Source organism: Corynebacterium poyangense, assembly GCF_014522205.1.
Lineage (GTDB): Bacteria > Actinomycetota > Actinomycetes > Mycobacteriales > Mycobacteriaceae > Corynebacterium > Corynebacterium poyangense.
This window is the reverse complement of the sequence record NZ_CP046884.1, coordinates 1,170,173-1,191,335: the sequence shown is the minus strand read 5'-3', so window position 1 is coordinate 1,191,335 and position 21,163 is coordinate 1,170,173. Positions and strand designations below refer to the sequence as shown.

Annotated in this window: 13 protein-coding genes and 3 rRNA genes; 1 reads left to right on the top strand and 15 read right to left on the bottom strand. The window is 52.5% G+C overall.

Annotation, left to right across the window (positions count from 1 at the left end; all coding sequences use genetic code 11):
* Positions 1–334: 334 nt before the first annotated feature.
* The 4 genes from rrf to tyrS form a co-directional block, all read right to left on the bottom strand.
* Positions 335–452 (bottom strand): 5S ribosomal RNA (gene rrf / locus GP475_RS05565).
* Between the two features lie 105 nt (positions 453–557).
* Positions 558–3,671, bottom strand: a 23S ribosomal RNA gene (locus GP475_RS05560).
* A 247-nt stretch (positions 3,672–3,918) separates the two neighbouring features.
* Positions 3,919–5,437 (bottom strand): 16S ribosomal RNA (locus GP475_RS05555).
* Together the 16S, 23S and 5S rRNA genes form the textbook arrangement of a ribosomal RNA operon.
* 468 nt (positions 5,438–5,905) lie before the next feature.
* Complete coding sequence (gene tyrS / locus GP475_RS05550) at positions 5,906–7,174, bottom strand: tyrosine--tRNA ligase (RefSeq protein WP_187975625.1); 1,269 nt, start codon at positions 7,172–7,174, stop codon at positions 5,906–5,908.
* A gap of 111 nt (positions 7,175–7,285) precedes the next feature.
* Here tyrS and GP475_RS05545 point away from each other — a divergent pair, with 111 nt between their 5' ends.
* Complete coding sequence (locus GP475_RS05545; protein ID WP_187975624.1) at positions 7,286–8,560, top strand: Zn-dependent hydrolase; 1,275 nt, start codon at positions 7,286–7,288, stop codon at positions 8,558–8,560.
* On the opposite strand, the gene GP475_RS05540 is transcribed toward GP475_RS05545, so the two are convergent.
* The 11 genes from GP475_RS05540 to pheS form a co-directional block, all read right to left on the bottom strand.
* Entirely contained in the window at positions 8,542–8,721 is a 180-nt protein-coding gene (locus GP475_RS05540) for a Trm112 family protein (RefSeq protein WP_187975623.1), read from the bottom strand. The two genes, GP475_RS05545 and GP475_RS05540, sit on opposite strands and share 19 nt — an antisense overlap.
* The gene (gene argH, locus GP475_RS05535; protein WP_187975622.1) at positions 8,721–10,166 is read right to left on the bottom strand and encodes an argininosuccinate lyase; all 1,446 of its coding nucleotides are present in this window, start codon (positions 10,164–10,166) and stop codon (positions 8,721–8,723) included. Before argH ends, GP475_RS05540 begins: the two co-directional genes overlap by 1 nt.
* A 31-nt stretch (positions 10,167–10,197) precedes the next feature.
* Positions 10,198–11,403 carry an argininosuccinate synthase gene (locus tag GP475_RS05530; protein WP_187975621.1) on the bottom strand — a complete coding sequence of 402 codons (1,206 nt, stop codon included), beginning with the start codon at positions 11,401–11,403 and terminating at the stop codon, positions 10,198–10,200.
* Positions 11,404–11,520: 117 nt separating this feature from the next.
* The gene (locus tag GP475_RS05525; RefSeq protein WP_224400039.1) at positions 11,521–12,024 is read right to left on the bottom strand and encodes an arginine repressor; all 504 of its coding nucleotides are present in this window, start codon (positions 12,022–12,024) and stop codon (positions 11,521–11,523) included.
* Complete coding sequence (argF, locus tag GP475_RS05520; RefSeq protein WP_187975620.1) at positions 12,021–12,983, bottom strand: ornithine carbamoyltransferase; 963 nt, start codon at positions 12,981–12,983, stop codon at positions 12,021–12,023. Before argF ends, GP475_RS05525 begins: the two co-directional genes overlap by 4 nt.
* Positions 12,984–14,171, bottom strand: coding sequence for an acetylornithine transaminase (locus GP475_RS05515; RefSeq protein WP_187975619.1), 1,188 nt, complete (start codon positions 14,169–14,171; stop codon positions 12,984–12,986).
* On the bottom strand, positions 14,168–15,112 hold the full coding sequence (gene argB, locus GP475_RS05510; protein ID WP_187975618.1) for an acetylglutamate kinase: 945 nt from the start codon (positions 15,110–15,112) through the stop codon (positions 14,168–14,170). The genes GP475_RS05515 and argB overlap by 4 nt, the downstream gene beginning before the upstream one ends.
* A 30-nt stretch (positions 15,113–15,142) precedes the next feature.
* Positions 15,143–16,306 carry a bifunctional glutamate N-acetyltransferase/amino-acid acetyltransferase ArgJ gene (gene argJ / locus GP475_RS05505; protein ID WP_187975617.1) on the bottom strand — a complete coding sequence of 388 codons (1,164 nt, stop codon included), beginning with the start codon at positions 16,304–16,306 and terminating at the stop codon, positions 15,143–15,145.
* A gap of 22 nt (positions 16,307–16,328) precedes the next feature.
* Entirely contained in the window at positions 16,329–17,372 is a 1,044-nt protein-coding gene (argC, locus tag GP475_RS05500) for an N-acetyl-gamma-glutamyl-phosphate reductase (RefSeq protein ID WP_187975616.1), read from the bottom strand.
* A gap of 81 nt (positions 17,373–17,453) precedes the next feature.
* Entirely contained in the window at positions 17,454–19,961 is a 2,508-nt protein-coding gene (pheT, locus tag GP475_RS05495) for a phenylalanine--tRNA ligase subunit beta (RefSeq protein WP_187975615.1), read from the bottom strand.
* A 52-nt stretch (positions 19,962–20,013) separates the two neighbouring features.
* Positions 20,014–21,051 carry a phenylalanine--tRNA ligase subunit alpha gene (gene pheS, locus GP475_RS05490; RefSeq protein WP_187975801.1) on the bottom strand — a complete coding sequence of 346 codons (1,038 nt, stop codon included), beginning with the start codon at positions 21,049–21,051 and terminating at the stop codon, positions 20,014–20,016.
* Positions 21,052–21,163 lie beyond the last annotated feature (112 nt).

Genomic DNA, 21,163 nt, shown 5'->3' with positions numbered 1-21,163 from the left:
AGGCACAATTCTCCGCAGCATTATACCAGTTCAAATTCTTAACACTCAGATTGCGGAGTCAGTATTAATAACTCGTCGAGAACGAATAGTTCAACGGCAACATATTTAATTGAAATTGGAATGCTCACGCATTAAAGCTTTTCAGTTCTTGTCTAGAAAGAAAGGAATGCAATCCTCCACACCCTTGATGGCGGGTATCGTCCCCGCATACCCCGCGCCATCCCCGGGCTATGCCTCTACCCCCCCCGCAGGGGCATAACAAAAAGGTGGGGTGGGGTGGTACGGGATCACACCATACCACCCCACCCCACAGGGAATTAATCAAATTATCACGTGTTGGCAGCAACCTACTCTCCCACACCCTCACAAGTGCAGTACCATCAGCGTAAACAGGCTTAGCTACCGGGATCGGAACGGGACCGGGCGTGACCCTGCCACCATCAACCACCAACACACCCACCAACACAACCCACCACACCCACCAAGGGGTGGCAGTGTCATGCCAGACACTATACAGCAGACGCAAACACACACTATCAATCCCACACACACTCATTTTTTGTGTGTTATCGGTCTATTAGTACCGGTCATCTCAACCCCTCACAAGGCTTACAACCCCGGCCTATCAACCCCATCATCTCTAGGGAACCTCAAAAGAAACCTTATCTTAAAACAGGCTTCCCGCTTAGATGCTTTCAGCGGTTATCCCTCCCGCACGTAGCTAACCAGCCATACCATAGGCACAATAACTGGCACACCAGAGGTACGTCCGTCCCGGTCCTCTCGTACTAGGGACAGCCTTTCATCAAGTTTCCACGCGCGCGGCGGATAGAGACCGAACTGTCTCACGACGTTCTGAACCCAGCTCGCGTGCCGCTTTAATGGGCGAACAGCCCAACCCTTGGGACCTACTCCAGCCCCAGGATGCGACGAGCCGACATCGAGGTGCCAAACCATCCCGTCGATATGGACTCTTGGGGAAGATCAGCCTGTTATCCCCGGGGTACCTTTTATCCGTTGAGCGACACCCAAACCACAATGAGATGCCGGATCACTAGTCCCAACTTTCGTTCCTGCTCGACCTGTCAGTCTCACAGTCAAGCCCCCTTATGCACTTACACTCTAAAACCTGATTACCAACCAGGCTGAGGGAACCTTTGGGCGCCTCCGTTACCTTTTAGGAGGCAACCGCCCCAGTTAAACTACCCACCAGGCACTGTCCCCAACCCAGATCATGGGCCAAGGTTAAGACATCCAATCCGGCCAGAGTGGTATTTCACCAACGACTCCGCTACCACTAGCGTGATAACCTCACAGTCTCCCACCTATCCTACACAAACCGAACCGAACACCAATACCAAGCTATAGTAAAGGTCCCGGGGTCTTTTCGTCCTGCCGCGCGTAACGAGCATCTTTACTCGTACTGCAATTTCACCGGGCCTGTGATTGAGACAGCAGGGAAGTCGTTACGCCATTCGTGCAGGTCGGAACTTACCCGACAAGGAATTTCGCTACCTTAGGATGGTTATAGTTACCACCGCCGTTTACTGGGGCTTAAATTCTCCGCTTCAACCCACAACAGGTTTAACAGGTCCTCTTAACCTTCCAGCACCGGGCAGGCGTCAGTCCGTATACCTCAACTTAACCGTCTTCGCACGGACCTGTGTTTTTGATAAACAGTCGCTTCCCTCTATCCTCTGCGACCACCAACAGCACCACCACAGACAACATGGGGCACCACCAGCGGCCCCCCTTCTCCCGAAGTTACGGGGGCATTTTGCCGAGTTCCTTAACCACAGTTCACCCGAACGCCTTAGTATGCTCTACCCAACTACCTGTGTCGGTTTCGGGTACGGGCCGTACACACACATCGCTAGAAGCTTTTCTCGGTAGCACAGGATCACTAACATCACCCACAAAAAGGGCTACGCATCACGCCTCACCTTTACAAACAAAGACCGGATTTCCCTAGCCTTTAGGCCACACGCTTACACCACCATAACCACCAGATGGCTTAGCTACCCTACTACGTCACTCCATCACTTGACTACTACCAGATCAGGCCCTCCCAACACCATCACACCAACCACACACCCACAAAAGGATGCGCAGCACAATAATGCAACAGCACGAAAGTTAGTATCACTGATTCATCATGGTCGCATGCATACAGGTACGGGAATATCAACCCGTTATCCATCGACTACGCCTGACGGCCTCGCCTTAGGACCCGACTCACCCTGGGAAGACGAACTTGACCCAGGAACCCTTAGTCATACGGCGGATAAGATTCTCACTTATCAATCGTTACTCATGCCTGCATTCTCACTCGCGTACACTCCATCACACGGTCACCCGGCAACTTCACCACATACACGACGCTCCCCTACCCAACAACACACAAACATGTGTTCTTGCCGCGGCTTCGGCGGTGTACTTAAGCCCCACTACATTGTCGGCGCAGAACCACTCGACCAGTGAGCTATTACGCACTCTTTCAAGGATGGCTGCTTCTAAGCCAACCTCCTGGCTGTCTTCGCGATCCCACATCCTTTTCCACTTAGCACACCCTTAGGGGCCTTAGCCGGCGATCTGGGCTGTTTCCCTCTCGACTATGAAGCTTATCCCCCACAGTCTCACTGCCATGCTCACACTTACCGGCATTCGGAGTTTGGCTGATATCGCTAAGATGATCGTCCCGCTAAACCAACCAGTAGCTCTACCTCCAGCAAGCACACACAACGCTGCACCTAAATGCATTTCGGGGAGAACCAGCTATCACGGAGTTTGATTAGCCTTTCACCCCTACCCACAACTCATCCCCTCAGTTTTCAACCTAAGTGGGTTCGCGCCTCCACAACCTCTTACAATTGCTTCACACTGGCCATGGGTAGATCACTCCGCTTCGGGTCCAGGACATGCCACACACACCCCATGAGGATTCGCTTTCGCTACGGCTACCCACCAAAGGTTAACCCAAGCGACATGCCGCTGACTCGCAGGCTCATTCTTCAAAAGGCACGCCATCACCCCACACAGAGGCTCTGACGGATTGTTAGCGCACAGTTTCAGGTACTATTTCACTCCCCTCCCGGGGTACTTTTCACCATTCCCTCACGGTACTTAATCCACTATCGGTCATATCAAGTATTTAGGCTTACCGAGTGGTCCCGGCAGATTCACAGCAGATTCCACGAGCCCGCTGCTACTCGGGGACAATTCACAAACCATCACAATCACAAGTACACGTACAGGGCTATCACCTTCTACGACGAGTGCTCCCACACCACTTCCGCTCTTGCAACCACAACAATCAACAGCCTGGCAGAACTGTTACGCAAAAAACCCCACAACCCCTAGCATGCAACCACTGCCACGTATCACACACACCAGGTTTAGCCTCATCCGCTTTCGCTCGCCACTACTCACGAAATCACAAATTGTTTTCTCTTCCTACGGGTACTAAGATGTTTCACTTCCCCGCGTTACCCCCACCATGGCTATACATTCACCACGTGGTCACCACCCATAACGATGGCCAGGTTACCCCATTCGGACATCCTCGGATCAACGCTTAGCTGACAACTCCCCGAGGCTTAACGCAGCCTCTCACGTCCTTCATCGGCTCGATATACCACAGGCATCCACTATACGCCCTACACAACACACAACATGCTGCAGAAAAATAGAATAAGATGCTCGCGTCCACTATACAGTTCTCACACAACACCAACCACAGCACACCACCACCCACAAACAAGCAGCAGCACACCACAGCCAGACAACAAGGAAAACACTTAACTGTGCCATCCCAGACACCCAACAGCCACCAGCAGCACCACAACAAACCCACACGCTACCAACCATGACCACGCATGACGTTTCACAACCAAAAAAACAAAAAACAAAACTCCCTAGAAAGGAGGTGATCCAGCCGCACCTTCCGGTACGGCTACCTTGTTACGACTTCGTCCCAATCGCCGATCCCACCTTCGACAGCTCCCTAACGAGTTTAGGCCACTGGCTTCGGGTGTTACCAACTTTCATGACGTGACGGGCGGTGTGTACAAGGCCCGGGAACGTATTCACCGCAGCGTTGCTGATCTGCGATTACTAGCGACTCCGACTTCATGGGGTCGAGTTGCAGACCCCAATCCGAACTACGACCGGCTTTCCAAGGATTAGCTCCACCTCACGATATCGCAACCTACTGTACCGACCATTGTAGCATGTGTGAAGCCCTGGACATAAGGGGCATGATGATTTGACGTCATCCCCACCTTCCTCCGAGTTAACCCCGGCAGTTTCTCATGAGTCCCCACCACTACGTGCTGGCAACATAAGACAAGGGTTGCGCTCGTTGCGGGACTTAACCCAACATCTCACGACACGAGCTGACGACAACCATGCACCACCTGTACACCAACCACAAGGGAAACTACATCTCTGCAGCGATCTGGTGTATGTCAAGCCCAGGTAAGGTTCTTCGCGTTGCATCGAATTAATCCACATGCTCCGCCGCTTGTGCGGGCCCCCGTCAATTCCTTTGAGTTTTAGCCTTGCGGCCGTACTCCCCAGGCGGGGCGCTTAATGCGTTAGCTACGACACAGGAACCGTGAAAAAGTCCCTACACCTAGCGCCCACCGTTTACAGCATGGACTACCAGGGTATCTAATCCTGTTCGCTACCCATGCTTTCGCTCCTCAGCGTCAGTTACTGCCCAGAGACCTGCCTTCGCCATCGGTGTTCCTCCTGATATCTGCGCATTTCACCGCTACACCAGGAATTCCAGTCTCCCCTACAGCACTCAAGTTATGCCCGTATCGCCTGCACGCCCGAAGTTAAGCCCCGGAATTTCACAGACGACGCGACAAACCACCTACGAGCTCTTTACGCCCAGTAATTCCGGACAACGCTCGCACCCTACGTATTACCGCGGCTGCTGGCACGTAGTTAGCCGGTGCTTCTTATCTAGGTACCGTCACCAAAGCTTCGTCCCTAGCGAAAGAGGTTTACAACCCGAAGGCCGTCATCCCTCACGCGGCGTCGCTGCATCAGGCTTGCGCCCATTGTGCAATATTCCCCACTGCTGCCTCCCGTAGGAGTCTGGGCCGTATCTCAGTCCCAATGTGGCCGTCCACCCTCTCAGGCCGGCTACCCGTCGCCGCCTTGGTAGGCCATTACCCCACCAACAAGCTGATAGGCCGCGGGCTCATCTCATACCGAAAAAACTTTCCACCACACCACCTACAATGCAGTCCTATCCAGTATTAGACCCAGTTTCCCAGGCTTATCCCAGAGTATGAGGCAGATCACCCACGTGTTACTCACCCGTTCGCCACTCGAGTACCCTGCAAGCAAGGCCTTTCCGTTCGACTTGCATGTGTTAAGCACGCCGCCAGCGTTCGTCCTGAGCCAGGATCAAACTCTCCATAAAAAAGGAAAAAACCCTTCCACAACAAAGAGTCAAAACCTAACCAAAAAACAAAAAACCATCACCAATGACACAGCACATCCGACGAGGACAACACACCATACCACCAGCAACAGCCAAAGCTAAATTAAAAAAACATTATTGATCACCGTGACACCACAACAGCAAGGAATAGCCACAACCCCACCACAGCACCACGAGGCCCATCACACAACAAGCCACAACCAATAACGCGTGAATCCATCACAAAAAAATACTACTGGCACACTATTGAGTTCTCACACAACACAGGTCACTAAACGTAAGAGTTTGGTGACTGGGACCTGAATTCTATAAGCAACTAGATCTTAAAGTCAAGTTTTTTCTGGTCCCGATTTGTTACCTTCCAGCAACCCAGCGGTTACCTCGGCAACGGATTAATAATTTACACCGCTTTCCACATTTCGGCAAATACGCAGGCCAACGGGTTCATTAGCGGCGAATTCGGGCGCCAGCAAAATTCTTTTTCCCGCGTCGTAAGACCAGCCACTCTCCATGTAATAAATCTTCAGAGTGCGGCTCCCACTCCTCAGAGCTAATGCGGTTGTTATTGACGTAGACACCACCATCCTTGAGAGCACGGCGCGCAGCTCCACGGGATTCTACAAGTCCCGCTTTCAGGAGAAGATCAACAATTCCTCGCCCTTCTCCCGGCAGAACTTCAGCCACTGAGGTCTCAGACAACGCGCCTGCTAGCGTCGCACTATCTAACTCCCGTAGATCTGCGCGACCGAATAATGCCTGCGCAGCTACCTCCACAGCGCGCGTGGCTGATTCGCCATGGACCAAAGTGGTCATTTCTTGAGCCAAGGTTCGCTGAGCTTCACGCTTATAGGCACGCTCTGTTACTTCCTCTTCAAGATCTGCAATATCGTCCTGGCTAAGGAAAGTAAACCAGCGTAGATAGCGGATAACATCCGCGTCGGACGCGTTAATAAAATACTGATACCAGGTATACGGGCTGGTCATCTGAGGATCTAGCCACAAACTCCCTCCACCGGTGGATTTTCCGAATTTCTTGCCTTCGGAATCAGTCACCAGCGGTACAGTCATGGCATGAGCGGTAACACCTTTGGTGCGACGCAAGAGATCAACCCCAGCAACTAAATTCCCCCATTGATCTCCACCGCCTACCTGCATAGTCACCCCATAACGCTTATGAAGCTGCAAGAAATCATTGGCCTGAAGCAACATATAGGAAAACTCGGTGAAGCTAATTCCATCATTTTCCAGCCGCCTTTTAATGGTTTCGCGAGCCAGCATGGTGTTGAGAGAAAAATGCTTACCAATGTCACGAAGAAACTCGATGACACCTAGGTTTTGGGTCCATTCATTATTGTTCACCAGTTGTGCGGCGTACTCTCCTTCAAAAGAGACAAAGCGCTGCAGCTGACTACTAATTCTTTCTGCCCATTCAGCAACGGTATCCCCATCATTCATGCTGCGCTCGCCTACTTCGCGCGGATCGCCGATCATACCGGTTGCGCCTCCCGCCAGAACAATAGGTCGATGTCCAGCCCGCTGGAATCGAGCCAACATCAGGAGCGGGACTAAATGCCCCGCATGTAAGGACGGGCCGGTGGGATCAAATCCGCAATACATGGTGATTGGCCCGGTAGCCAAGGCCTTTTCCAGAGCCTCTAAATCCGTGTGCTGATTTATCAGTCCACGCCATTGCAGTTCATTAATAATTTTGGTCATTTTTGCGGATGATCCTCATTGATCTCAAAAACCCAGCAAGATACGCACTACATAGTAATGGGTATAAGGTCGCTAGAAAGAACCACCCACCCTGATAAATGAGGTCTTTATATGGTTAACCATGAAAGGTTGCGCCGCTACCTGAAACAATTTGCAACCTTTAACGACAACCGCGACGACCATGGAGTTACCCGACTTGGCTATACCCTGCAGGAACGCCAAGCGCACGCATTTTTCAGTCGTGAAATGAGCAAGCTAGGCGCCCAAGTCTATAGCGATAACGCAGGTAATACCATAGCTGAATTTGCCGGCACCCGTTCTACTGCACCAGCTCTTGCCTGTGGCTCCCACCTAGATAGCGTGGAACACGCCGGGCGTTTCGACGGCGTAGCCGGAGTGATTGCAGCAATGGAAATAGCTCATATCCGGGCCTCGGAAACGGAAACCGCATGGAACCACCCGTTAAAGATAGTGGTATTCGCCACCGAAGAAGGAGCACGGTTCGGCCAAGCGTGTGTGGGCAGCAGAATAGCGGCGAGACTACATACGTCGGAATCACTTTCCCAGCTTTCCGACGCTACTGGCATAAGCGCCTTTCGCGCGATGCAGGAATTAGGGTTGAATCCGAATGATCTTGCTGCCGCACAGTGGCAACCGCACGAATGGAAAGCTTTCATTGAACTCCATATTGAACAAGGTCCCAGCCTTGACAAGAGTGGGTTCGACGCCGGAATCGTGAGCACAATTTCAGGAAGTACCCGCCTTAGCTTCACGTTCACCGGGGTGGCGTCGCACAGTGGTGGCACCCCAATGAGAATTAGGCGGGACGCCCTTGCTGGTGCCGCGGAGTTCTTAGTTGCTGCTGAAGAATATGCTCTGCAACGCGCCCCTCTGGATTTTCTCGATCCCGGGCTTCGGATTACTACCGGTCAACTATCGGTAGAACCCGGTGGAATAACGACCATTCCTGGCGTCTGCACATTGAGCGTAGATATCCGCGGAGTTGTAGACACTGTTCAGCAAGAATGCGCTCACGACCTAATGAACCTAGCCCACCGTATCGCGAATCACCGTCAATTAGAGTGCACCTGCCATCACGTGTCAGAGGTATTGCCTGAGCACCTATCGGCAGACGTTCAGCAGGTTTTACATGATGCTGCGCACGTGTGTGGCACACGAGTATGCACTATGGTTTCGGGGGCCAGCCATGACGCTCAGATTATCCAACGGATATGCCCATCAGGAATAGTGTTTATCCCTAGCCTCAATGGTGGAGTAAGCCATTCACCCCACGAACTAAGCCGAGTATCAGATCTAGCCACCGGCGTAAAGATCTTATACTCGGCACTTCGAAAACTGGATACTCTTCAGGATTGCGGCGGGTAGGTTTCCGCCTCATCAATGAGCAACACTGGAATTCCGTCATCGATCCGATAAGCCAGACCCAAGCGGTCATTAATCAGTTTTCCTTCGGTCTCCTCATAGCGGAGTGGACCTTTATCCTTGGGACACACGAGAATGTCCAGAAGTTGTGGGTCAAGGCTCATTACTTGTTCCTGTCCTTTCGTACCGGTGTTTCTGCCCACTGACGATACCGTGAGTTGAGATGAGCTACTCGTTGACGCTGTTCAGCTACCCGAATTCCCGCAGTACCTCCCCGGGTATCCCGCGATGCAACGGCCCCTTCCACATTGAGCACACTGCGTACAGCAGGAGTGAGCCGATCATCAACAGACGCTAATTCCTCATCCGTGAGCTCATCTAATCCCACCCCTCGAGCTTCAGCAATACGCACACATGCTCCGGACGCTTCATGCGCTTCCCGGAAGGGCACTCCCTGCCGGACCATCCACTCTGCGAGATCAGTGGCTAGGGTGTAGCCAGCGGGTGCGAGTTCCCGCATTCGCTCAGGATGGAACGTGAGAGTGGAAACTAACCCTGTCGTGGCCGGCAAAAGAAGCCCTAATTGTGTCACAGAATCCACAATGGGCTCTTTATCTTCCTGCAAATCGCGGTTATAAGCCAACGGTAAAGCTTTGAGAGTGGCCATAAGCCCCGCAAGATTTCCAATGAGCCGACCAGTTTTCCCTCGAGTGAGTTCCGGAATATCGGGATTCTTTTTCTGCGGCATAATTGACGACCCAGTTGACCACTGATCGGCAAGCGTGACGTACCCAAACTCTGGAGTTGACCAAGCAATAATCTCTTCCGCTAAGCGGGATAAATCTACCGCAATTTGGGCTAATACATAAGCGGTTTCGGCTGCAAAATCCCGCGCCGCAGTGCCATCGAGCGAGTTATCGCTGGCGGAGTCAAAACCTAGTTCAGCGGCGATGGCTTCCGGGTCAAGATGAAGCGATGAGCCCGCTAATGCCCCAGATCCGTAGGGAGACACAGCCAGCCTTTTGTCGAGATCCTGTAACCTTTCGCAATCACGCAACAAGGGGTGGGCGTGGGCCAAAAGTTGATGAGCAAGAAGTACCGGCTGGGCTGCTTGGAAATGGGTTTTACCTGGCATAATAACGTCAGGATGGGCTTCGGCTTGAGTAACTAGTGCAGCTACCAAATCACTCACCTCCTGAGCGATTTCCCGGATAGCGTCGCGCACCCACATCCGAAAGAGAGTAGCTACTTGATCATTTCGCGAACGACCGGCTCTTAACCGTCCGCCTAATTCGGATCCGACTTTTTCGATAAGACCCCGCTCCATAGCGCCGTGAACATCCTCGTCTGTGGGGGCAGGCTGAAAAGATCCATCAGCCACGTCCTCTCCTAGTTGACGAAGACCAGCCAGCATGTTGTCTAGTTCATCATCGCTAAGCAACCCTGCAGCGTGCAAAACCCGGGCATGAGCTTGAGAAGCAAGGATGTCATATGGCGCTAGTACCCAATCAAAGTGAGTGGATACGCTGAGGGCAAACATTGCTTCACTCGGGCCACCTGAAAAACGACCTCCCCAGAGCGCTCCTTGGTTTGTTCCGTGCTTCTGCATGCTCAGGTCTCTCTTTCCGCGTCAAATAACTTTAGGAATTGCGGGCGTCACGATCCCGACGATTAGCGATCTTGGAAGATAGTCCATGAAGTTCAACAAATCCCTTAGACAGCGTTTGGTCGAAGGTATCGCCGGTATCGTAGGTGGCCAGGTTGAAATCATAGAGCGAGTGGTTAGAACGACGTCCGTTGACGACGCACCGTCCAGCTTGGAGTACCAAGCGGATATCGCCAGTAACATTTTCCTGGGTGGACTCAATAAACGCATCCAGGGAACGCTTCAACGGGGCATACCATAGGCCGTCATAGACTTCTTCGGACCAGCGGGCGTCGATCAACCTCTTATACCGAGCTAATTCCCGCTCGACGGTGACATCTTCCAAAGCCTCGTGAGCCGTTATCAGGGCTACAGCTCCCGGAGCTTCATAGACCTCACGCGATTTAATTCCCACTAAGCGATCTTCCACCATATCGAGACGACCAACCCCCTGGGCGCCGGCCCGACGGTTGAGTTCTTCGATAGCTTCCAAAACGCTCACGCGGCGGCCGTCGATCGCAACGGGAACTCCGCTCTCAAAAGAGATAATCAACTCATCAGGAGCGTTACCCAAGTTAGGGTCTTCCGTGTAGGCATAAAGATCCTTGGTGGGCGGGTTCCACAGGTCCTCCAAGAATCCGGTTTCCACTGCCCGACCCCATACATTTTGGTCAATGGAGAAGGGAGACGCTGCTGACTGCTCAATAGGAACGTTGTTTTCCTCAGCGAAGGCAATAGCTTTATCACGAGTCCAGGCAAAATCCCGGGCAGGAGCAATGATCTTGAGGTCTGGATCCATATTCATAAATCCCACCTCAAAACGAACCTGATCATTTCCTTTTCCGGTGCAGCCATGTGCTACGTGAGTACCACCGTGTTCTTGAGCTGCTTGCACCAGGTGTTTGACAATCAACGGCCGGGAAATCGCGGACACCAGCGGATACTGCTTCATATAGAGGCCATTGGCTTTAATAGTCGGCAAGCAATAGTGCTCAGCAAACTCATCTTTGGCGTCGACCACAATGGACTCTACCGCTCCGGCCCCTAATGCTCGTTGGCGGACTGACTCCATATCTTCACCGCCTTGTCCCAGGTCAATGGAAACGGCGATAACCTCTCCACCCGTCATTTTCTTCAGGTACGGAATGGCAACAGTAGTATCCAGACCACCAGAATAGGCGAGGACTACGCAGTCAGTCATAATGGGAAAATCTCCTTATAAAATATTGTTCATGATTCCCCGCGCGCCGGGGAGATGTCATGAGTGCTTTTTACACTTTACAACTGGGTCGTGGCCACCGTGAGGCTCGGCCCAGGATCACTTTTCAGTTAATAATTTTCCAAGCTCAGCTCCGGTCATCGGTTCACGTGCTAGTACAAAAACCGTGTCATCACCAGCAATAGATCCCACAACCTCTCCCATGCCCACTCGGTCAATGAAACTGGCCAAATATTGGGCAGCTCCAGGTGGCGTGCGCAACACCGCAATATTCCCGGAGTGGTCTATGGAAACGACGAGTTCATCCACCATCCGCTGGAGTTTTAGTCTTGGACCAGTAACCACTTCGGGTTGGGATTGGTCGGTCTCTCCAATGGTGTAGAAACCTCTCCCCCCTCGTCGAGGACGAACTTTCTTAGCACCGAGTTCGTCTAGATCACGAGATAGAGAGGCTTGGGTTATGTCAATTCCCTCGTCCAGCAGCAATTCTGAGAGCTGAACCTGTGAATACACCCGAGTTCGCTGAAGCAGTTCGGCAATCAACGCCAGCCGTGCAGTACGGCTCATCCCTGGCTGCGCAACGCTATCACGAAACTCTGTCATAGAGCCTCGCTTCGCCCATTTTTCTCTAGCAGCCACACTAGCAAAGCCTTTTGAGCATGGAGCCGATTTTCCGCTTCATCAACAACCACCGACTGTGGACCGTCGATGACCTCGGAGGTCACCTCGTTTCCTCGATAAGCCGGCAAACAATGAAGGAATATTGCTCCCGGATTCGCAAGCTTCATCAAATCGGCGTTGACTTGGTACGGCAAGAATGGAGTGCGCCGGTCTTTTCCGTCATCTTCTTGCCCCATAGACACCCAGGTATCCGTGATAACAACATCAGCATTACGTACTTCCAGAGGATCCGAACTCACCCGAACCGTTGCTCCGGTTTCCTCAGCTCGTGCCTTCGCCCGGGCAACATATTTTGGATCAGGCAGAAATCCTTCAGGGCCGACGACGGATATATCCATTCCCGCAGTAGCAAAGCCGAGTAGATAGCTGTGCGCCATGTTATTGGCAGCGTCGCCCACATACACGGCCTTTTTCGACGATAGACCAGCGGGGCCTTCTTCCGGGCAGAGTTTTTCAATACAGGTCTGGAGATCAGCCAGAATTTGGCAGGGGTGAACGTCATCACTCAGCCCGTTGATGATGGGAACTGTGGCGGTCTCTGCCATCTCGAGAAGATTGCTATGCGCATTAGTGCGCCAGACTATGGCTTCGACCATACGGGACAATATCGCCCCGGTGTCTTGGAAAGATTCTCCTTTGCTGAGTTGAGAAGTTTGAGAATCAACAGCAATGGCATTTCCGCCTAGGTGGGCAATCCCTGCGCAAAAGGAAAACCTGGTTCGAGTGCTGGTTTTATCGAAAAGCAAGGCCACGCTAAGGCCTCCGTCGAGGGGGCGACGTGACAGCGGTGCCTTTTTTAATTCTGCAGCTAAGGATAGGATTTCAGCTTGCTCTTGAGGCGTCAGATCATCATCGGATAGAAAATGGCGAAGCGAATTCATTTATTTGTTCCTTTCCTCGGACACAGCCTTCAGCGTCGCGGAGATTCGTCGTCCTGCCTCGGCAACTTCTTCTTCAGTGATCACCAACGGTGGGGTAAGCCGGATAATATCCTCGGCGGGAGCATTGAGGATGACGCCATGTTCCAGACCGCAGCGCACAACATCTTTGGCAATGGGGTGGTGCAACACCACGCCAAGCATGAGTCCTTCTCCCCGGACGTCTTTGACCTCCGCACAGCCAGCTAATAGGTCACGGAATTGACGGCCTCGGGCGCGGACGCTCGCTAGAAAATCGTCGTCAATCGTCTCTAGTACGGCTATCGCGGCCGCGCAGGCCACGGGATTACCACCGAAGGTAGTTCCATGGGAACCTGGCCGCATTAGTTGAGCTGCCCGGCCGGTCGCCAGGCACGCTCCAATTGGAAGCCCTGCTCCTAGGCCTTTGGCCATGGTGACTACGTCTGGTGTGATTCCGTAGATGTCGTGAGCGAAAAATGCGCCTGTGCGACCTACTCCGGTTTGTACTTCGTCAAAGATCAGAAGAATCCCGTGATCATTGCAGAGTTGTCGTGCTTCGTGGAGAAAATCTTTGGTTGCTGGAATCACCCCGGTTTCGCCCTGAATCGGCTCAAGGATAATCGCAGCAGTATTGTCCGGATCTTTGGTTACTAGATTTCGCAAAGACTCCGCATCGTTGAAGGTGAAATATTCCACGCCTGGTACTAGGGGTTCAAAAGCAGCTCGTTTATCGGGTTGACCCGTTAACGTCAGCGAACCCATGGTTCGGCCATGAAACCCATGAATAGCACTGAGCACCCGTGGTCGTGAAGTTAGACGGGCAAGCTTGAAGGCTGCTTCATTAGCTTCTGCACCTGAATTGCAAAAAAAGACTCGCGTCTCGGCTGAACTGCGAAAACGCTTTTTTAGTTCTTCGGCAACGGAAACCACAGGGCCGGAGGCAAAAAGATTGGAAACATGAGCCAAGGTGGCAACTTGGTGAGAGACCGCAGCTATCACAGCAGGGTGAGCATGTCCTAAGGAATTTACGGCAATGCCGGCCAGCAAATCAAGGTATTCCTTACCTGCATCATCGCGAACAGTTGATCCTGAACCAGATACCAAAGCTACAGGCGGAGTGCCATAGGTGTTCATCAGGTCTTCTGACCAGCGCTCCAAGATTGAGCTCATTGGCTTTCATCCTTTCTTAGTACCTTGCCTACGGGATAATCTGCGAGGTCATAAACATCCGGCAGCACCATGGTTCCAATGCCTCCCATGGTGAGTAGCTCCAGAAGAACAGAGTGCTCAATCCGACCATCAATGACATGCGCTGCCGCTACTCCAGATTCCACAGCCTTTAAACAGGATTCCATCTTCGGGATCATTCCCGCATCTAGTTCAGGCAATAGTTCGGCAAGCTCCCCTACCTGAATTTTCGAGAGTAAAGAATCTTGGTCAGGCCAGTGAGAATAAAGACCTTTCACGTTGGTCAGAATGAGTAGACGTTCAGCCTGCAAAGCACTCGCTAAAGCCCCAGCCGCACTATCGGCGTTGATGTTATAGACTTCCCCGTTTACTCCCGGAGCAATCCCCGATACTACGGGGATGCGCCCTGCCTCAATAATATCCATGACTGCGGAGGGATTGACATCAGTAATTGTGCCGACTAGCCCAATATCTGTGGGTTGTCCATCAACATTGACAAACCGTTTTTCCGCAGTGAAGAGTCCAGCATCTTCGCCAGAACAACCCACCGCATAGGGCCCGTGAGAATTAATAAGTCCGACGAGGTCTCGACCTACTTGGCCAAAAAGCACCATTCTGACAACTTCCATGACTTCGGGAGTGGTGACTCGGAAGCCGCCGCGAAACTCACCTTCTAAGCCAAGGCGTTTCAGCATGGTGGTTATCTGTGGACCGCCGCCATGAACTACCACTGGTTTAGCACCAACGGTACGCAAAAAGACCATATCGGCAGCAAAGGCGGCTTTGAGCTGGTCATCGACCATTGCGTTGCCACCGTATTTCACCACCACGATTTTGTCGCGGAAGTGCTTAAGCCACGGCAATGCTTCAGCCAATACGGTAGCTCGAGCTCCAGAACTTAAAGATCTAACGTCTTCACACATTGACGAGGTGTCCTTACTGATCACGGTGCTTTAGGAGGAGTAGGCAGAATTAATATCCACATAGGCATGAGATAAGTCTGTGGTGTACACCGTTGCTGTACCCGGGCCGCCAGTGGCTAAGTCAACTTCCACGCTAATATCTGGCCCGCTAAGATCTACCTCTCGAGCATGAGGAGTTCCTGTGGAGTCTAGGCATACCGGTTCACCATTGAAATAGACATTGATGTGCTCTGGATCCATTACCACCGGAGCCATCCCGACAGCGACGAGTACCCGTCCCCAGTTGGGGTCTGAACCAAAGAACGCGCACTTGCACAAGTTGTCCCGACCAATACAACGAGCAGCAGTAAGGGCAGAATCATTATCTTCAGCACCACGGACTGTGATTGATACTCGTTTGCTTACCCCTTCAGCATCGGCCTGCATTTGTTTCATAAGATCCCAACACGCCTCGTAGACCACGGCGTCGAATTCTTCTTGACTGGGGGTGTACCCGCTCGCACCGGAAGCTAAAAGCAGAACCGTGTCATTAGTGGAGGTAGAGCCGTCCACATCTAGCGTATTAAAAGTTGTGGAACACGCTTTACCCAAGGCCTTTTGAGCCATCTCGGCGGTGACATCAGCATCGGTCGTTAGACAGACCAGCATCGTCGCCAAGGAGGGCGCCATCATGCCAACTCCCTTTCCCATCCCGCCCAAGGACCACTCCCCCTGAGCAGAAAAGAACTCTTTCGCAACCGTGTCGGTGGTCATAATGGCTTCGGCTGCGAGATGCCCATTGCCTCCGAGGTTGGAAGACAAAGCGTCAACTCCTGGCCGCATCACATTCATCGGCAAAAGATCTCCGATGAGTCCCGTAGAGCACGCTCCCACGTCAGCTGGCTCTATTCCTAGATTGTTGGCAGTTTGAGTAATCAACGATAAGGCATCATCGTCCCCCTGTTTGCCATTGCAGGCGTTAGCATTACCGGAGTTATAAAGCACGGCCTTAAGGCAATGGTCTTGTATATGCTGCCGAGTGATTTTAACCGGGGAGGCAAAGACTTGGTTCTGGGTAAAAACCCCAGCCGCAATAAACTTAGGCCCATCGTTTACTACGAGCGCCATATCTGATTTCCCTGACGGTTTAATGCCAGCCGCAATAGCGGCCGCCCGAAAACCAGCGGGGGTGGTGATGCCTGGGTGAGTACTCATAAATTCACTCTTTTCTTTTTGTTTAAGGTGCTATACCGGCTTGAGCTAGTCCAGCTGTTTCCGGGAAACCGCAAATAAGATTCATGCATTGAATAGCTGCCCCGGCGGTACCTTTAGTGAGATTATCGATAGCTGAGGTGACGACCAGACGTCGCGAATACTCGTCTAGCTGCACCTGGAGCTGACACATATTGCTTCCCACAACATCTTGGGTTTGAGGTTGCTGCCCAGGATCTAATAGGTGCAGGAACGGTTCCTTCGCGCAAAACTTCTCATAGCTCTCCCGAATTTGGGCATCACTAATTCCCTCTCGGATCGGCGCCGTTGCGGTGGTGAGAATACCGCGTACTAGTGGTGCCAAGACGGGAGTAAAAGACACCGTCACTGGCTCTTGAGAAAACTCATTGAGATTTTGAGCTATTTCCGGCGTGTGACGATGTTGGCCGGCAACGTTATACGCCTTAAGCGACCCCATTGTTTCAGAACCTAAAAATGCGACAGCCGCTTTTTTCCCCGCACCAGAAACCCCGGTGATTGAGGTGATCACCACGTCAGGATAAATAAGCCCCGATTGTACGGCAGGTAAGAGAGCTAAAGTAGCGCCAGTTGGGAAGCAGCCAGGTACAGCTACTCTCCGCGCTTGTCGTATGTCCTCGCGATGCCCCGGCATCTCGGGGATCCCATAAGGCCAGCTCCCCGCATGCTCGGCCCCATAGAATTTTGTCCAGGTATGTGCGTCCCGCAAGCGAAAATCAGCAGCGCAATCCAAAACTACAGTGTCGTCACCGACTTGCTCAGCCACCCGCGCCGAATGACCGTGCGGTAAAGCAAGAAACACCACGTCAAAATTTCCCAACCGGGAAATATCGGTTTCTTCAATGACGCAATCAGCAAGCTGCGGCAGGTGTGACATGAGGGCTCCCAGACGCTGCCCCGCGGAACTAGCTCCCATGAGTGCCCCAATGCTTAGTTCACCTGAAAGATACGCGGGATGACCTAAAAGCAGCCGGAGAATTTCTCCTCCGGCGTATCCAGTGGCACCCACTACTGCTACATCAAGACTCATGCCAACACCCTAGCACTTTATACGTTAATTCGTAAATTATGCATTCGGTGTGTTGGGCAGGTTCCTCGGGAGCGATACTTCCTAGGACCGCATCTCTGCGCCAAGACGCTGTCGGGCTAGTTCGGCAGCAGCCATACGTCGCTCATTTACTTCCTCATCCCTAAGAGTGCGATCCGGAGCGCGGAATACTAAGGCGAAAGCCAGCGATTTCTTGCCTTCCCCTAACTGGTCAGAGCGATAAATATCAAAAAGTTCGACGCTTTCGAGCAGCTCACCGGCCCCTTCTACCACGACCTGTCGCACTGATTCAGCAGCGATATCCTCATCCACCACCAGCGCAATATCTTGATGCAAACTCGGGTAAGCCGAAAGCACCGGAGCGGGAAGATACTCTTCTAGCGTTAAGGCACTGATATTTAGCTCCATTGCGCACGTCCGAGCCGGAAGTTCCATCTTCTCTAAAATCTGGGGATGCAATTCTCCGGCATACCCCACAGTTTCTCCATTAACGCGCAGTTCTGCACAGCGCCCAGGATGCCACGGTAATTCTTCACCCTGGCGAATTTCCAACTGCATACCAGCCGCACGTGCCACAATCTGGGCAGATTCGACGGCATCGGCCCAGCTATAGTCCTGCGCAGTACTAAGCGGACCGCCATAAACCCGCTGACCTACCCCAACGGTTGCCACGTGCAGAGGTTGCTTAGGCAGCGAATCTAGCACAGCCTGAAGAGTGGCATCATCGGGGCGCTGCGCCACGGAAGGCATGGGAGATTTCTCAGCCCGGTGAAAGGACACCTGTTGAAGTCCAAATATCTCCATATTGACCCGACCACGGGCATGGTTTCGAGCCACAGCTTCGAACATGGCCGGCAATAAGGTGGTAGCCAAGTGGCTTTGGGAGACATCCAGCGGGTTTTGCACCTTGACGGTAGCTCGGCGCGGATCATTATCCGGAAGCCCCCACATATCCGGAAGGTCGGGAGACATAAAGGGCGTAGGTAAAATCTCGGCATAGCCGGAATAAGCCAAGGCGTGACCAATCGCCCGACGGCGTCGCTGAGCCGCACTTAATCCACGTCCACCACGAGGAGTCGGAAGAATGGACGGGATTGCTTCTAGCCCTTCTAGCCGTAATACCTCTTCTACTAACTCTGCAGGCATGGTCAAATCACTACGCCATGTCGGCGGAGTTACCTCAAGCTCCCCCGAAGCAGCGTCCTCTACCTGGCACCCCACCTCTTGGAGTCGTTTCACAACCACGTCCTGTGAATATTCAACTCCAGCCAACTCGGTGGGGCGAGTAGCTCTCATCGAGATAGCCGGCATAGCTGATAATTCGCCGATCAAAGTCCGACCGGAATCAATGGTCCCGCCAGCAATCTCTATGAGCAGACTGGCAGCAATATCCAAGGCGGTTTCCACGATCGCCGGATCTACCCCGCGTTCAAAACGTCGGGAAGACTCCGAACTTAATTTATGCCGACGAGACGTTCGAGCTACCGCGATAGGATCCCAAATAGCAGCCTCGAGGTAGACATCTGTGGTGCTCTCAGAGATTTCAGAGGTCTCTCCACCCATGACACCAGCCAAGGATTGGATGCCTTGATCATCACAGATCACCACATCTTCTGGATGGAGGGCTCGCTCCACATGATCTAAGGTACGAAGCTTCTCACCTTTCCGGGCCCGACGCACATGAATACCACCCTGAATCTTCCGGGCGTCGAAGGCATGCATAGGTTGCCCGAGAAGCAGCATCACATAATTCGTAATATCCGTAGCAACATTCACCGGACGCTGACCACTCAGCATCAATTCACGCTGTAGCCACCAAGGTGATGCGGCACGAGGATCAATTCCTCGGACTAGTCTCAGCCCGAAACGTCGCGCCTTCGTCTCATCATCAATCTGAACGGGCGCAGCTTCGCCCGATACCTCCGGGACGGTGATAGTGACGCCTGCAGCGGAGGGGTCAAACGCCGGATCAGTGAATTTGAGGCAAAAAGCACTGGCAATTTCCCGGCACAAACCGCGAGCGGACAGAGCATATCCGCGATCTGGAGTGATATTGACGTCAAAAATTGTGTCGTGTAGCCCGAGGATGTCACGGGCATCATCGCCAGGTTCTCCGCTTTCCGGATCCAACGTGATGATCCCGGGATTTTGCTTTTCACTTAGACCTAGCTCCATGGCAGAACAGATCATGCCGGCAGAGATCTGCCCATAGGTTTTTCGAGCAGAAATCTCAAAGTTACCGGGCAGCACCGTCCCGGGAAGAGAAACTACAACAAGGTCGCCTTCCGAGAAATTCCGGGCACCACACACGATGGATTGGAGGTCCCCGCTGCCGTTGGCGGACCCAACGTTGACCAGGCAGTGCCGGATGGGTTTTTTGAACCCCTCTAATTCTTTGATGTTTTCGACCCGTCCGATAACCAGGGGTCCGGTGGTTTCCGGAATTGAGGCATAGCCTTCGGTCTCAAATCCAACCCGAACAAATCCAGAATCTAACTCAGCAGCTGAGACTCCCCAACCCGGATTAGCATGCCGCACAATTCGAGTGATCCAATTCTGTGAAATCAGCATAAAGTGAGTACTCCTTTAAGAGTGAAAATCTATCGATGCGACGCTTTTTCCGCTATGCGTGAATGCCAAAGGGAAGAGTAAATCGGACATCGCCTTCTACCATGTCACGCATATCGCTGAGCCCGTTGCGGAATTGGAGAGTGCGTTCAAGGCCCATTCCGAAAGCAAATCCGGAATACTCTTCGGAATTAATCCCAGCAGCCTTTAACACATTGGGGTTGACCATGCCGCAGCCTCCCCACTCAATCCAACCAGCGCCACCTTTTTTATTGGGGAACCACACATCCACCTCTGCAGAAGGCTCGGTGAAGGGGAAGTAATTTGTTCTCATCCGAGTGGTGGTCTCTGGACCAAAGAGTGTTTTCGCTAAATGATCAAGGGTGCCCTTGAGATGAGCCATGGTCAACCCCTTATCAATGGCTAATCCCTCAATTTGGTGGAAAACCGGGGTATGCGTGGCATCAAGTTCATCAGTTCGGAATACCCGTCCCGGACAGGCCACATACAGGGGAAGGTCCCGATCCAGCATCGCTCGCAGTTGCACAGGTGAGGTATGGGTACGCAAAACCTGATTGGATCCTGGTTCACCAATGTGAAAGGTATCTTGCAAAGTGCGAGCGGGATGATCAGGGAGGAAATTCAACGCATCGAAATTGAAGTATTCAGCCTCAACCTCGGGGCCTTCAACAATTTCCCATCCCATCCCAATAAAGATATCGGCAATTTGCTCTCCGAGGGTGGTGATGGGATGCAGTGCTCCTAGTTGAGAAACAACAGTCGGGATAGTGACATCAACACGTTCAGAGCGAAGAACCTCAAGATTCCGTTTTTCCTCTAGCTCCGCCTTGATCTGTGCGAAGTGTTTCTCCACTCGGCCACGAGCCATGTTGACTAGACGTCCGGCGTCTTTTCGCTTGTCTTTAGGAAGTTGCCCAAGAAATCGACGTGCTTGAGGAATAACTGCAGAATCGCCAAGGTGTTCGCGGCGTCGCTCGGCCAATTCATCCAGATTTTGAGCAGCGGAAAAAGCCTCGATCGCGGCGTTTGCTGCCTCATTGAGAGCTGGTTCCGTCAAAGAATTTTCGGTGATTTTCGGCTGTTGTGTCGACTCACTCACCTGGTCGCCCTTCCCCTTCTTGTGGGTTTACTCTTCTGCAATTCGTTTCAGTCTACCCCGCTAGACTTTCAGCTTTTGAGATTGC